The 12,549-nt window shown below is 62.2% G+C and carries 16 protein-coding genes and 2 tRNA genes; 12 read left to right on the forward strand and 6 right to left on the reverse strand.

All coding sequences use genetic code 11. The features are described from left to right. Positions 1 to 115: 115 nt before the first annotated feature. Positions 116 to 1,510: a multicopper oxidase family protein gene (locus AC1D1L_RS00495; RefSeq protein WP_477337952.1), complete on the reverse strand. Its 1,395-nt coding sequence runs from the start codon at positions 1,508 to 1,510 to the stop codon at positions 116 to 118. A 185-nt stretch (positions 1,511 to 1,695) separates the two neighbouring features. Beyond that, positions 1,696 to 1,839: a hypothetical protein gene (locus AC1D1L_RS00500; RefSeq protein ID WP_477337954.1), complete on the reverse strand. Its 144-nt coding sequence runs from the start codon at positions 1,837 to 1,839 to the stop codon at positions 1,696 to 1,698. A 136-nt stretch (positions 1,840 to 1,975) separates the two neighbouring features. On the opposite strand from AC1D1L_RS00500, the gene AC1D1L_RS00505 reads away from it, so the two are divergent. Beyond that, positions 1,976 to 2,749, forward strand: coding sequence for an SDR family NAD(P)-dependent oxidoreductase (locus tag AC1D1L_RS00505; RefSeq protein ID WP_477337956.1), 774 nt, complete (start codon positions 1,976 to 1,978; stop codon positions 2,747 to 2,749). A gap of 113 nt (positions 2,750 to 2,862) precedes the next feature. Here the strand turns inward: AC1D1L_RS00505 and AC1D1L_RS00510 are convergent, their stop codons facing one another. Beyond that, positions 2,863 to 3,225: a hypothetical protein gene (locus AC1D1L_RS00510; RefSeq protein WP_477337958.1), complete on the reverse strand. Its 363-nt coding sequence runs from the start codon at positions 3,223 to 3,225 to the stop codon at positions 2,863 to 2,865. 262 nt (positions 3,226 to 3,487) lie between these two features. Then, a complete protein-coding gene (locus tag AC1D1L_RS00515) occupies positions 3,488 to 4,012 on the reverse strand; it encodes a hypothetical protein (RefSeq protein WP_477337960.1) in 525 nt (174 codons plus the stop codon). A 408-nt stretch (positions 4,013 to 4,420) separates the two neighbouring features. Between AC1D1L_RS00515 and AC1D1L_RS00520 the strand changes: the two genes are divergently transcribed. Further along, positions 4,421 to 4,906 carry a DUF6314 family protein gene (locus tag AC1D1L_RS00520; RefSeq protein WP_477337962.1) on the forward strand — a complete coding sequence of 162 codons (486 nt, stop codon included), beginning with the start codon at positions 4,421 to 4,423 and terminating at the stop codon, positions 4,904 to 4,906. 345 nt (positions 4,907 to 5,251) lie between these two features. Here the strand turns inward: AC1D1L_RS00520 and AC1D1L_RS00525 are convergent, their stop codons facing one another. Together AC1D1L_RS00525 and AC1D1L_RS00530 are read right to left on the reverse strand one after the other, a co-directional pair. Continuing rightward, a complete protein-coding gene (locus AC1D1L_RS00525; RefSeq protein WP_142869763.1) occupies positions 5,252 to 5,545 on the reverse strand; it encodes a GYD domain-containing protein in 294 nt (97 codons plus the stop codon). A 374-nt stretch (positions 5,546 to 5,919) separates the two neighbouring features. Continuing rightward, positions 5,920 to 5,994, reverse strand: a tRNA-Thr gene (locus AC1D1L_RS00530). Between the two features lie 148 nt (positions 5,995 to 6,142). Between AC1D1L_RS00530 and AC1D1L_RS00535 the strand changes: the two genes are divergently transcribed. From AC1D1L_RS00535 to AC1D1L_RS00580, 10 genes are all read left to right on the forward strand, one after another. After that, positions 6,143 to 6,361 carry a hypothetical protein gene (locus AC1D1L_RS00535; RefSeq protein WP_477337964.1) on the forward strand — a complete coding sequence of 73 codons (219 nt, stop codon included), beginning with the start codon at positions 6,143 to 6,145 and terminating at the stop codon, positions 6,359 to 6,361. Positions 6,362 to 6,502: 141 nt separating this feature from the next. Continuing rightward, positions 6,503 to 7,795: a UDP-N-acetylglucosamine 1-carboxyvinyltransferase gene (gene murA, locus AC1D1L_RS00540; protein WP_477337966.1), complete on the forward strand. Its 1,293-nt coding sequence runs from the start codon at positions 6,503 to 6,505 to the stop codon at positions 7,793 to 7,795. 287 nt (positions 7,796 to 8,082) lie between these two features. Beyond that, a complete protein-coding gene (locus tag AC1D1L_RS00545) occupies positions 8,083 to 8,517 on the forward strand; it encodes a DUF2948 family protein (protein ID WP_477337968.1) in 435 nt (144 codons plus the stop codon). Between the two features lie 110 nt (positions 8,518 to 8,627). Beyond that, positions 8,628 to 9,920, forward strand: a complete 1,293-nt coding sequence (gene hisD, locus AC1D1L_RS00550) for a histidinol dehydrogenase (RefSeq protein ID WP_477337970.1) — start codon at positions 8,628 to 8,630, stop codon at positions 9,918 to 9,920. Between the two features lie 6 nt (positions 9,921 to 9,926). Beyond that, positions 9,927 to 10,412, forward strand: a complete 486-nt coding sequence (locus tag AC1D1L_RS00555; protein ID WP_436258270.1) for a UPF0262 family protein — start codon at positions 9,927 to 9,929, stop codon at positions 10,410 to 10,412. After that, positions 10,399 to 10,866, forward strand: a complete 468-nt coding sequence (locus tag AC1D1L_RS00560) for an arsenate-mycothiol transferase ArsC (RefSeq protein WP_477338716.1) — start codon at positions 10,399 to 10,401, stop codon at positions 10,864 to 10,866. Before AC1D1L_RS00555 ends, AC1D1L_RS00560 begins: the two co-directional genes overlap by 14 nt. A 183-nt stretch (positions 10,867 to 11,049) precedes the next feature. Continuing rightward, a complete protein-coding gene (gene infA, locus AC1D1L_RS00565; RefSeq protein WP_006200926.1) occupies positions 11,050 to 11,268 on the forward strand; it encodes a translation initiation factor IF-1 in 219 nt (72 codons plus the stop codon). Positions 11,269 to 11,287: 19 nt separating this feature from the next. Then, positions 11,288 to 11,914, forward strand: a complete 627-nt coding sequence (locus tag AC1D1L_RS00570) for a Maf-like protein (RefSeq protein ID WP_112561910.1) — start codon at positions 11,288 to 11,290, stop codon at positions 11,912 to 11,914. After that, a complete protein-coding gene (gene yacG / locus AC1D1L_RS00575; protein WP_112561909.1) occupies positions 11,911 to 12,102 on the forward strand; it encodes a DNA gyrase inhibitor YacG in 192 nt (63 codons plus the stop codon). Before AC1D1L_RS00570 ends, yacG begins: the two co-directional genes overlap by 4 nt. Before the next feature lie 225 nt (positions 12,103 to 12,327). Then, positions 12,328 to 12,403: transfer RNA gene (locus tag AC1D1L_RS00580), tRNA-Phe, on the forward strand. Positions 12,404 to 12,549 lie beyond the last annotated feature (146 nt).

The raw sequence follows: 12,549 nt of genomic DNA on the forward strand, positions 1-12,549 counted from the left end.
AGCAGGGAACGGCCCTGCTTTGCCAACGAAACCGGCGGACAGTGGCAATTTCTCCTACAATAAGCTTGGCCGACCAGGTTAACCCGCTCTTGAAGCCGGATGGCCAAGCGTCACTTCAAACCACCCTGACGTAGCTCGTCATGCCGGTTTTCTGGTGTTCGATGACGTGGCAGTGCAGCAGCCAGTCGCCGGGATTGTCGGCGACGAAGCCGAGCTGCACCTTCTCGTTGGGCTGGATGAGATAGGTGTCGGAGATTACCGGCTGCACCTGGCGCGTCGACGACGACAGCACCTTGAAGCTCATGCCGTGCAGATGGATCGGATGCGATTGCGGCGTCAGATTCTCCATGTCGATGACATAGCTTTTGCCGAGCTTCAACTCGGCCAAGGGTGCGGTCTGGTCCGGCGTGTCGCCGGGCCATGGCACCTTGTTGATGGCCCAGAAACTGTAGCCGAGCGAGCCGCATATGCTACCGCTCGGCACGTTTTCGGCCGTGGCGCTGAGCGAGAGCGCAATATGCCTGGCGCTGGTGAGGTCCACCTCTGCCACCGGATTGGCTTCCAGCGGCGCGAGGTCGTGCAGGTCCCGCTTGAGCGAGCTGCCGGTGCTGCGCAAGGTGGCGAGCGTCTTGGGCTTGGTGCCCCTGACATCGCCCAGATTGACGATGGCGCCCTCCTGGTCGGGCATGCGAATGGCGAGGTCTATGCGCTGTCCCGGTCCAAGCAGCAAGGCATCGGGCGAAAAACGTTGCGGCACCGGATTGCCGTCGAGCGCAATGACCGCAGTTTCCGTGCCTTCTACACGAAAGGCGTAGATGCGGGTGACGTCGGTGATGGCGACCCGCAGGCGCACCAGCCCGCCGGCCGGCGCGTCGAATTGCGGCTGGTCGAGCCAGTTGGCGGTGCGTACCGTGCCATAGGTTCCGGTTTTTGCGGCATCGCGCGGGCGGAACTGCTGGATGAACTGGGCGTCGTCACCGAGCCGCCAGTCGCGCAGATTGACGACCGCCTCGGCGTCGAATTTCGGATCGTTGGGATTCTCGACCACGATCACGCCGGTCAGGCCGTGGCCCATCTGCTCCAGCGTGTTGCAATGCGGGTGATACCAGAAGGTGCCGGCATCGGGCGGCGTGAAGGCGTAGTCGAAATGATCGCCGGTGTAGACGTAGGGCTGAACCAGGAAGGGGACGCCGTCCATCTTGTTTGGAACGCGAATGCCGTGCCAGTGGATGGTCGTCGGATCGTCGATGGCGTTGACGAGGCGCGCGGCGAAAGGCTCGCCCTTTTTCATCCTGAGCACCGGCGGCATTCCGCCTTCACCATAAGTCAGCACGTCCCGGGTCTCGCCGACATCCATGAACTTCGCCTGAATCTTTGCCGTCTTGAGCACCACCGGCTCCGGAGCGGCCGCGGCCCAGCCGCCGAGCCTGGCCATCGCCGCAAGACCGACCCCGCCGACGCCGGCTACCGCGGCTGTTTTTAGAAGCCTGCGGCGGGTGAGTACGGTCATCTAGCGCTCCAACTGAACATAGTCGCGCCAGTGTCCTGGATGGTGACGGCAACCGGCGCAAGTGCCGATACTGCCACATCGCTTCCCTGTCATGCCATGGCGAGCCGATGACATTTGCTTGCGCTATAGCGTTAACGCTGGCGTCACGCCCATTCGTCCGCCGGCCGGAACCCGGCACTCCAGTTTCAGTGCAGTTCGGCGAGCAGCGCCTGCGCTTCGGCGAGGTTCTTTTCCGAACCGGAGGCGAGATCGTCCATCTTCTTGTCGCGGAAGATGCCGAGCGCCTCCTGACAAGCGGCGATGGCTTCCTCGGCCATCGCTTTGTCCATGCGGGCCGCGCCCAGATCCACCAGCACGTGATGCGCACGGCGCCGGCTGGCTTTCAGCTTGCGAGCGGATACTGTTCAGCATGGCCGCCGGATAATGCAATTCAGGCTTGACGGCTTTCTTAGGGGAGGGTTTGCAATGACAACGGATTACACGCCGAAATTCGACCTTGCCGGCAAGGTGGTGCTGGTCACCGGGGCCTCACGCGGCATTGGCCGCGCCTGTGCGCTGGCCTGCGCCGGCTCTGGCGCCGACATGATCGTGGGCGTGCGCAGCAAGGCCGACGGGGCCGAGCTTGTCGCCGAGATCGAGCGCATCGGCCGGCGGGCGCTGGCCGTGCATATGGATGCGACCGATCTCGCCACCGTGCGCAAGGCGGTCGCGGAGGCGCACGCCACCTTTGGCCGCATCGACGTTCTGGTCAACAATGTCGGGCTCGGGCCGGAAAACCTGGCCGAGAACGTCACCGAGGACGATTTCGACCTGACGGTCAACGTCAACCTCAAGGGCACCTTCTTCACCACCCAGGCGGTGGCAAAGCTGATGATTGCGCAGAAAGGTGGGCGCATCATCAACATCAGCTCGCAGGCCGGCACGGTGACGCTGAAGGGCGAGGCCATCTACTGCATGAGCAAGGCGGCGATAAACCATCTGACCCGCTGCCTGGCCGCCGAATGGGCGCAGCACGGCATCGCCGTCAACAGCGTGGCGCCGACCTTCATCTGGACCGATGGCACGCGCCCCTCGCTGGCCGAGCCGGAGTTTCACGCCCATGTGCTCGGCCACATTCCGCTCGGCCGCATCGGCGACCCGATCGACGTTGCCGGAACGGTCGTGTTTCTGGCTTCGCCGGCGGCCTCGCTGATCACCGGCGCCAACATCCTGGTCGATGGCGGCTGGTCTGTGGCTTAGAGCGCCCGGCATCCGCGCCGCGGTCAAAAGCGCGGCAGGCGCGCCGGCGGAATGGATGGCGCCATTGGCGACGGCGACCAGGCCCACAGGTGGAAGCGGCCTTCGCGCCGGTGCTATCTCTTCGACATCGTCGAACGCAAAAGCGTCTGCATATGCACCGGAAGGTCAAGTTCGCCGCGGGCCTCTATCTCCAGGAGATATCGAGCCTTGGCCAGGCGGTCGCCTTCTCCAGCCGCGGGATAAGCGCAGATGGCCAGCAACGCCTTCTCCTCATTCCGGCTCGCTCTTTCGCGGTCTGAGCGGTCAGCGCGCACGTTGCGAACGACCTTGCCGAAGGCAACGTAAGCTGCCCGGTGGGTTTCGATCAGCCCTTGCAGGTGATTGGACGATTGCTGTTCCTGTGGCGATGGCTTTGCGACGGCGGCTCTCGCCACAATGGTCGACGTGACAACGGCGCCACCCGATTGAAACAGCAAGGCGCGGCGATTGATCCTGGACGTGACACTATCTCCTCTTCACGCAATGGCAGGCGCAACGTGGTGCGGCGAGCACCATCGGCACCGTAACACGACGGTCTGCGCGTTTTTGTCAGGATGGTGAAATGGCCACTCGGCGCTGAGGCCGTTGGGCCGCTCGCCTCGGCTTGCAATAGCCTCCGGCGCCATGCGCCAGAGGTTGGAATGCCGGAGGTCGGACATGACCGTCACGTCCGCCGGCGGCCTCGCCGGTGCGGTGTTCTTATTTGATCACGATCGTCGCGTTCGGAATCTTGACGCCGTTGCTGCTCGGGAAGGACGCGCCAAGAAACGCCTTCATGTCGTCGATGATGGCGATGACACGCTTGCGGCTGTCGACGAAGTTGATGTCGTCGGTGGCGGTTGCAAGCTTGGTCGCCGGGTTGATGCAGCCGATCGAAGACAGGAAGCCGCGGCCCGGATGCATCAGTATGCCGACCCGTTTGCCGGTCGGCAACAGCAGCAGGCCGGGACGCTTCAGCGCGGCCGAATTGACGTTCGAGGTGTAGCCGATCGTCACATATTTGGCGCCGGCTTGCGTGAACAGATTATAGGTGCCGGCCTCAACACAACGATTGTTGCCGGCAGTGCCGTTGTCGCCCGGGCCTTTCGTTTCGGCAGTTACGCCGGAAAGACCGGCCACTTTGACACCGTCGTGAAAGACTTCATACTTCCCGACTGTTCTGCGCTTCGGGCCTCTTGTCTGCTCACCGGTACGCGTAATTCTCAATTCCCAATTCTTGGCCATTTCATCCTCCCTGCCCTGTTAAGATCGTTGCGCAAGATATCAATAAATTCGAGCGCATCGGCAATGATGTGTTCTCGATCACGATTGCTATACAGAAATGTTGCTTCCGGACTGTGAGTTTGTTCACTCCAGGGCAAGAACTTTTCGGCCGCACGCGGGCTGGAGCGAAGACATAGCGGCCGACAATGACTTTGCGATCGTCGAACACCGTGCCATGAGCCCGGATGCGGCACGTCCTGCATGCCGCCATGCAAGGCTGGAGCCTGTTGTTAGACGGCCGTTATGAAACGAAGCTAACCGCTAGTTTTGTGACCCTGACAGGCGTCACGGTCGAATGGCTTTGCCCGACGCTGTCCGGGCCTTTAATGTGATCCATGACACGAAGCGCGGTATTGTTACGGGTATAATGTGGATCGCATCTATTTGACCGAAGATGCGGCCGGCGTCGACGCCAGGCCGTGGCAGAGCATCGCCGACAGCCTTGCCGGCGACTGGACGGTCCGCCGCACGATGATCGATTTCCTTGCCGGTGCGACATACAATTTCACCGGCAACGCCGTGGTGACCGCGGATGCATTCACCGAGCGCGGCGTCATGCAAATCGGCGCTCATGCGATGCCGGCGAGCCGGGCCTACCGGCTTGAGCGGCGCGACCGTTCGATCCGGATTCTTCGTGCCGACGGCAGCGACTTCATCGAGCTCGAGCCGAAGGCAACACAGGCCGTCCAGCATCATTGCGGCGCCGATGTCTATGCCGGGCGCTTCTTGTTTCGCGGCCCCGACGAATGGGCCGAGGCGTGGCGGGTCAAAGGGCCGCGCAAGAACTACGCGAGCCTCAGCCGGTTTCGTCGCCTAGATGCCGGGGATGGTGAGCGCGAAACCTCTTCCAGGTAATTGATAAAGACCCGGACTTTCGCAGGCAGGATTTCCGACTGAGATAGATTGCGTAGAGGCTGAAGCCGGTCATGCTCCAGCTTTCCAGGATCGGTACCAGTCGGCCTGGACCACGAATGGCTGTTCTGGGACAACCAGGACCTGATGAACCAGCTTGGCCGAGGCAAGTAGATTACGAGGTCATGACCTCGTAGATCCAGCCGGAAGGGCCCCATGCGTCGAGTTGAACGTCCCTCAAGAAACCCCGGCTCTGCCGGGGTTTTGCTTAATGGAAAACAGACAGGCCTGCCGCCGTTCGGCTCAGCGGTCGGCTTCAATCGTCTGCGCAAGGCAGCACAGCGGCGGTCAGGCCATCTTTGCCATTATCTTGGCCATATCCGCCGCGTCGAACGCTCTCAATGTCTGAGTTCGGATGTTGCCGAGCGATGCGATCGATAAGGCCAGTGCGGTCGCAGCAATGTCGTCGTCGGCCTCGGCAATCGCCACAACATCATGTTGACCAAGCGTCCACAACAGGGTGTGAACCTTGATGCCGTTCTTGCTGGCCATCGCCTTGAAGGCCTCAGCACGTTTCTGAGTATCCTTTATGCTCTTGATACCTTGATCTGTGAAATTTGACAGCAATACGTAATAAGCCATTTGTTCCTCCCATGGTGGGAGCGGGCGGGCACTCACGGCGCGTCCGCCGTCTCCCGGAACTACGATAACACGAGTCAGGTGCGCGAACCACTTGGGGCAAGGAAGACCATGGTCGCCGTTGGATGGTCGCGACTGCCCCTGGAAGTTTCTTCAGCGCGGCGCGGCGGTCAGCTCGGAGGAGCGTTCGAAGTTACGTCTTTCCTGCCATGGCAGGGCGAAGGTCCTTCGGAATGACCGGCCGAGCGTAGTAGCGGCTGTCGCGGAACAAGAAATTCCGATTGGCTCCGGCCATGACGCTTGCAACCATTTTGCAACAAGACAATGGACGCAATGCCTTGCAAATCAAGGGCTTCAATGATTTCAATGAGATAGACTGGTGCTGCGAGAGAGGATTGAACTCTCGACCTCTCCCTTACCAAGGGAGTGCTCTACCACTGAGCTACCGCAGCCGCTGATGGCGGGGCTTCTGCCATATCGAACCGACAAGCGCAAGGCATCTGTGAAAGGCTTTGCCATACCAGTTTCGCTGACATGCCGGCGCCACAATGCTAGCTATCCCAGAACGGCAAGCCTGCCAGTCACGGGTGGGACGGAACGATGAACGACAAGACAATTCCACCGAAAAGGGCCGATCCGGCAAAAAAGAGCGGCACGGACCGCAAGGACCGCCTGGCAGAGCAGCTGCGCGCCAATCTCATGAAGCGCAAGGCGCAGGCGCGTTCACGGCGCAACGGCGACGCTGACAAGCAGCGCGCCGGCGATGCCGACAATCGCCCGGAGGGCCTGGCGGCTGCTGAAAAAATGCACAAGGACTAACCAAAAGCCGCCACACTGGCCCGCCACCTTGGCCAAAGCGGCAGGAAATCCTATTTCTTGAACCAAGCCGGCCAATGGTCTAGACGGGCCGATACTCAAACTGACGAAAACCGGCCTTTCGGGCCGAGGGGACATTCTCTCATGGATCGCATTAGAATTGTCGGCGGCAACAAGCTCGCCGGAAGCATTCCGATTTCGGGCGCGAAAAACGCAGCCCTGCCGCTGATGATCGCGTCGCTGCTGACCGACGACACGCTGACGCTGGAAAATGTGCCGCATCTGGCCGATGTCGAGCAGTTGATCCGCATCCTCGGCAATCACGGCGTCGATTATTCGGTCAACGGTCGCCGCGAAAAGCAGAATGAGGGCTATTCGCGCACCATCAATTTCTCGGCCCGCAACATCGTCGACACGACCGCCCCTTACGAACTGGTGTCAAAAATGCGGGCGTCGTTCTGGGTGATCGGCCCGCTGCTGGCCCGCATGGGCGAGGCCAAAGTGTCGTTGCCGGGCGGTTGCGCCATCGGCACGCGGCCGGTCGATCTGTTCCTTGAAGGCCTGCAGGCGCTGGGCGCCGACATCGATGTCGACACCGGCTATGTCCTGGCCAAGACCAGGAACGGCCGCCTCGTCGGCAACCGCTACGTGTTCCCGAAAGTCTCGGTCGGCGCCACCCATGTACTGATGATGGCGGCGTCGCTGGCCAAAGGCGAGACGGTGCTGGAAAACGCCGCCTGCGAGCCCGAAATCGTCAACCTCGCCGAATGCCTCAACGCCATGGGCGCAAAAATTTCCGGCGCGGGCACGCCTGTTATCACCATCGACGGCGTCGAATCGCTGTCGGGCGCGCGCGTGCGCGTAATCCCCGACCGCATCGAGACCGGCACCTATGCCATGGCGGTGGCCATGACCGGCGGCGACGTGGTGCTGGAAGGCGCGCGCGCCGATCTGCTGCAGACAGCGCTCGACGTCATTGCGCAGACCGGCGCCGAGATCACGCCGACCAATTCCGGCATTCGTGTGCGGCGCAACGGCGCCGGCATTGCGCCGGTCGACGTGACGACGGCGCCCTTCCCGGCCTTCCCGACTGATCTGCAGGCACAGTTCATGGGCCTGATGACCATGGCCAAGGGCAAGTCGCGTATCACCGAGACCATTTTCGAAAACCGCTTCATGCATGTGCAGGAACTGGCCCGCCTCGGCGCCCACATCACGCTGTCGGGCCAGACGGCGATCGTCGACGGCGTCGCCAAGCTGAAGGGCGCGCCTGTCATGGCGACCGATCTGCGCGCCTCGGTGTCGCTGGTCATTGCCGGCCTCGCGGCCGAAGGCGAGACCACGGTCAACCGCGTCTACCACCTCGACCGCGGTTTTGAGCGGCTGGAAGAAAAGCTGTCCAACTGCGGCGCCGTGATCGAGCGGATTTCGGCTTAAGGATTGCTTCTGTGGTGACGACTAATCTCCCCCCTTGCGGGGGAGATGTCCGGCAGGACAGAGGGGGGTGCTGTCCCGCCGGCCTGTCGCCAGTCGGTGCAGCGCCCTCGCGCGAGTTCTCCTGCGGAACAGGCTAACTCGAAACGTTGGCGATCCTTCCCACCCCCCTCTGCCCTGCCGGGCATCTCCCCCGCAAGGGGGGAGATCAGCAGCTTCGCCAACGGTTGCGCGGATCGCCAAGACCGCCTAACAGAAGGCTTCAGACCAACCTTAGGCACAAATTCCGCATGGCAGCCCTCAAACTCATTGCGCTTGACGATCAGGATCTGAGCATCGTCTCGGCCCATGTTCAGGATGCTGTGATGAAGGTTTCGGACCTCGAATATTTGCCTTCGGCCAAGCGTTTCCTGCTGACCATGAACCGCTTCGTCTGGGAGGCGAAATCCGGCCTGTTCAGCCGGCACAATGAACGGCGCCAGGCGGTGCTGCATTTCGACCGCGTGCTCGGCGCCAAGACCAACGGGATTGCCCGGGACAGGCCGGCCGAGGTGCTGTCGCTCTTGGCAATCAGCTTTGTCGAGATCAGCAAGCCAGCCGGCATCGTTGAGCTGGTCTTCTCCGGCGGCGGCACGATCATGCTCGATGTCGAATGCATCGAGGCGCGGCTTGCCGATATAGGCGGCTCCTGGGAAGCCACCTCGCGTCCGGTGCACAGGGGCTAAGGTATGATCCCCAAAAGTGGGTACCGGTTTTTGGAAAAGATCATGCTCCAACAAAGGGTTAGATCATGGTGAGATTTCAACCAAATCTCATCATGATCTAGACGCAGCCGATGGCCATCACGCTTCGCCAGTCCGACGCCGGTTTCGAACAGTGTTTCGCCGCCTTCCTGACCACCAAGCGGGAGGTGTCGGAGGACGTCGATACCGCTGTGCGCGCCATTATTGCGCGGGTTCGCGCCGAGGGCGATGCGGCGCTGATCGACTATTCCAGGAAATTCGATCGCGCCGAGCTCGACAGGCTCGGTATCGCCGTGTCGAAGGAAGATATCGCTCAGGCCTACAAGCAAGCCGATCCGCAGACGGTCGAGGCGCTGAAGTTCGCCCGTGACCGCATCCGATCCCATCACGAACGGCAAATGCCCAGGGACGACCGCTATACCGATGCCGCCGGCGTCGAATTGGGCTCGCGCTGGACGGCGATCGAGGCGGTCGGGCTCTATGTGCCGGGTGGTACGGCGAGCTATCCAAGCTCGGTGCTGATGAACGCCGTACCGGCCAAGGTGGCGGGCGTCGAGCGCATCGTCATCGTGGTGCCGGCGCCGGGCGGCGTCATCAACCCGCTGGTGCTGGTGGCGGCCGACATTTCAGGCGTCTCGGAAATCTACCGCGTCGGTGGCGCGCAGGCGATCGCAGCGCTTGCCCATGGTACCGAAACAATAAAGCCGGTCGCCAAGATCGTTGGACCCGGCAATGCCTATGTCGCCGCGGCCAAGCGCCAGGTGTTCGGCACGGTTGGCATCGACATGATCGCCGGCCCGTCGGAAGTTCTGGTGGTGGCCGACGGCAGCAACGATCCCGACTGGATTGCCGCCGACCTTCTGGCCCAAGCCGAGCATGACGTGTCGGCGCAATCGATCCTGATCACCGACGATCCCGCGTTTGGCAAAGCCGTCGAACAGGCGGTTGAGCGCCAGCTGCAAAGTTTGCCGCGCGCAGAGACGGCTGCAGCCAGCTGGCGCGATTTCGGCGCGGTGATCCTGGTGGACACAATCGAGGCCTCGCTGCCGCTGGTCGACCGCATCGCCGCCGAACATGTCGAGTTGGCCATCGACGACGCGGAGGGTTTCCTGGCCAGGATGCGCAATGCAGGTGCGGTGTTTCTGGGCCGTCATACGCCCGAAGTCATTGGCGACTATGTCGGCGGCTCCAACCACGTGCTGCCGACGGCGCGCTCGGCGCGTTTCTCGTCGGGCCTGTCGGTGCTCGACTTCGTCAAGCGCACCTCGATCCTGAAGCTCGGGCCGGAGCAACTGAGAGCACTTGCGCCGGCGGCGATCGCGCTGGCCAAGGCGGAAGGCCTCGACGCGCATGGCCGCTCCGTCGCGATCCGGCTGAACATGTAGGCGGACATGGCGGACGGCGATCCAACCCGCGCAAGACTGATCGACGTCGAACTCGACGAATCGATCGGCCGTTCGACGCCCGACGTCGAACATGAGCGCGCGGTGGCGATCTTCGACCTGATCGAGGAAAACAGCTTTCAGCCGGTCAATGATGACGGCGCCGGCCCCTACCGCTTGAAACTGTCGCTGGCCGAATCCCGGCTGGTGTTTGCGGTCGCCCGCGAGGATGGCGCTGCCGTTGTCACCCACATCCTGTCGCTGACGCCGCTTAGGCGCATCGTCAAAGACTATTACCTGATCTGCGAAAGCTATTACGACGCCATCCGCTCCTCGACGCCGAGCCATATCGAGGCGATCGACATGGGCCGGCGCGGCTTGCACAATGAAGGCTCGCAGACGCTGATGGACCGGCTTGCCGGCAAGATCGACATCGACTTCGACACGGCGCGGCGGCTGTTCACGCTGGTCTGCGTGCTGCATTGGCGAGGCTGAACTGTCTGCCGCTCTGCCCCGTTCGATCCTGTTTTTGTGCGGCATGAACGCCGTGCGCTCGCCGATGGCCGAGCAGCTGGCGCGGCGCATGCTGCCGCCGGCCATTTTCGTTGCCTCTGCCGGCGTGCACAGGGGCGAGCGCGACCCGTTTGTCGATGCGGTGCTGGCCGAAGAAGGGCTGACGCTGGGCGAGCGCCAGCCGAAAGCAGTGGACGATCTCGAGGACCACTATTTCGACCTGATCGTTACGCTGGCGCCGGAAGCGCACCACGCCGCGCTCGAACTTACCCGCTCGCTTGCCGTCGACGTTGAGTACTGGCCGATGCCCGACCCGACCGATGTCGGCGGCAGGCGCGAGCAGATCATGGCCAGCTACCGCGACGTCCGCGAGCGGCTGAAAACGCGGATTAGCCGACGTTTTTTGCTTCCGGAAGCAAAAAACGCGGCGGATTAATGGATGTCGCTCAAAAGTGGTCCCGGTTTTGAGACAACGACATGCATAACAAAAGCTTAGATCGCGTCGCATATGACGCGATCTAAGCGTGTTCACAAGCGGACGATTATCATATAGGTTCCGCCGAAATTCCGGCCTGGGCACTCCAGGACGCCGGAACTGCAATCCAAGCAAAGGTATCGAATGCCGAAGGAAGAAGTCCTCGAGTTTCCGGGTGTCGTAACGGAATTGTTGCCGAATGCGATGTTCAGGGTGAAGCTCGAAAACGAACACGAAATCATCGCCCATACGGCCGGCCGCATGCGCAAGAACCGCATCCGCGTGCTGACCGGCGACAAGGTCCTGGTCGAGATGACGCCCTATGACCTGACCAAGGGCCGCATCACCTATCGTTTCAAGTAAGAATTAGATCCGGACCGCGATGAGCATTTTGCAGAAGCTGGTGCTTGCCTCGGGTTCACCGCGCCGGATCGAGTTGTTGCAGCAGGCCGGCATCGAGCCGGACCGCGTGCTGCCGGCCGATGTCGACGAGACGCCGCTGCGCGCCGAGCATCCGCGCTCGCTGGCCAAGCGGCTGTCGACGGAAAAAGCCGAGAAGGCGCTGGCTTCGCTGAAAAGTGAGGAAGACTATGCGCCGGGGTTCGTGCTGGCCGCCGATACGGTGGTCGCGGTCGGGCGCCGCATCCTGCCCAAGGCCGAGACGCTGGATGACGCCGCCAACTGCCTTGGGCTGTTGTCGGGCCGTTCGCATCGGGTCTATTCCGGCATCTGCCTGATCACGCCGGGCGGCAAACTGCGCCAAAGGCTGGTTGAATCCAGGGTTCGCTTCAAGCGGCTGCCACGCGAGGAGATCGACGCCTATGTCGCGTCAGGCGAATGGCGGGGCAAGGCGGGCGGCTATGCCGTGCAGGGTCTCGCCGGTTCCTTCGTCGTCAAGCTGGTCGGCTCCTACACCAACATCGTCGGCCTGCCGCTCTACGAGACGGTGGCGCTGCTTTCCGGTGAAGGTTTCAAGGTCCACACCAACTGGCACACCGCGCGGCCATGAGCCTGGACGACAAGGTCACGCCGCTGCGCCCGAAGCGCCCCTGCCCCGAATGCGGCAAGCCATCGGCGCGCGAGACCTATCCCTTCTGCTCGAAGCGCTGCAAGGACATCGACCTCAACCGCTGGCTGAAAGGCGCCTATGTCATCACCGCGCGTGATGATGAGGAGGAGAGCGACGAGCCGAAGTAGGGTCTGCGCGGCGCCGGCCGCGACAATTTCACTTGGCCGACCTTGCGCGATTGCTGCTTTGCCGACGCCGATCGAGCCCCGTCACCTATCCGCGACAATTGCCCCGGAAAATCGGCGCTTAGGCGCTGGACAGGCGGGATTCCCGTGCTATAACCCACGCGCTTTCAAGGGGCGCCCACGGTGCTTTCCTGAAATCCGGTCAACGATATCTCGTTTGCCGGCGAGGCCCAGATAGCTCAGTTGGTAGAGCAGCGGACTGAAAATCCGCGTGTCGGTGGTTCGAATCCGCCTCTGGGCACCATCCCCTCTTCTCCCGACATTCCCTCTCGCCGAAGCCCCTAGGCTTCTGTGTCTGCAAGTCCATGAAATCGCTCATTTTTTTGCAGGGAACCAGTGGCCAGGCGCGTTTCACGGAGATCTTCGCGTACTTGGTCCAACGGGCCGCCG

The sequence above is a fragment of the Mesorhizobium sp. P2_D6 genome (assembly GCF_056404315.1).

Coding starts and splice junctions, on each gene's coding strand:
- yacG (WP_112561909.1), top strand. CDS start 11,911: ATGAGCCTGGACGACAAGGTCACGCCGCTGCGCCCGAAGCGCCCCTGC.
- AC1D1L_RS00525 (WP_142869763.1), bottom strand. CDS start 5,545: ATGGCTTATTACGTATTGCTGTCAAATTTCACAGATCAAGGTATCAAG.
- AC1D1L_RS00570 (WP_112561910.1), top strand. CDS start 11,288: ATGAGCATTTTGCAGAAGCTGGTGCTTGCCTCGGGTTCACCGCGCCGG.
- AC1D1L_RS00495 (WP_477337952.1), bottom strand. CDS start 1,510: ATGACCGTACTCACCCGCCGCAGGCTTCTAAAAACAGCCGCGGTAGCC.
- AC1D1L_RS00500 (WP_477337954.1), bottom strand. CDS start 1,839: ATGGACAAAGCGATGGCCGAGGAAGCCATCGCCGCTTGTCAGGAGGCG.
- AC1D1L_RS00555 (WP_436258270.1), top strand. CDS start 9,927: ATGGCGGACGGCGATCCAACCCGCGCAAGACTGATCGACGTCGAACTC.
- AC1D1L_RS00505 (WP_477337956.1), top strand. CDS start 1,976: ATGACAACGGATTACACGCCGAAATTCGACCTTGCCGGCAAGGTGGTG.
- infA (WP_006200926.1), top strand. CDS start 11,050: ATGCCGAAGGAAGAAGTCCTCGAGTTTCCGGGTGTCGTAACGGAATTG.
- AC1D1L_RS00535 (WP_477337964.1), top strand. CDS start 6,143: ATGAACGACAAGACAATTCCACCGAAAAGGGCCGATCCGGCAAAAAAG.
- murA (WP_477337966.1), top strand. CDS start 6,503: ATGGATCGCATTAGAATTGTCGGCGGCAACAAGCTCGCCGGAAGCATT.
- AC1D1L_RS00515 (WP_477337960.1), bottom strand. CDS start 4,012: ATGGCCAAGAATTGGGAATTGAGAATTACGCGTACCGGTGAGCAGACA.
- hisD (WP_477337970.1), top strand. CDS start 8,628: ATGGCCATCACGCTTCGCCAGTCCGACGCCGGTTTCGAACAGTGTTTC.
- AC1D1L_RS00545 (WP_477337968.1), top strand. CDS start 8,083: ATGGCAGCCCTCAAACTCATTGCGCTTGACGATCAGGATCTGAGCATC.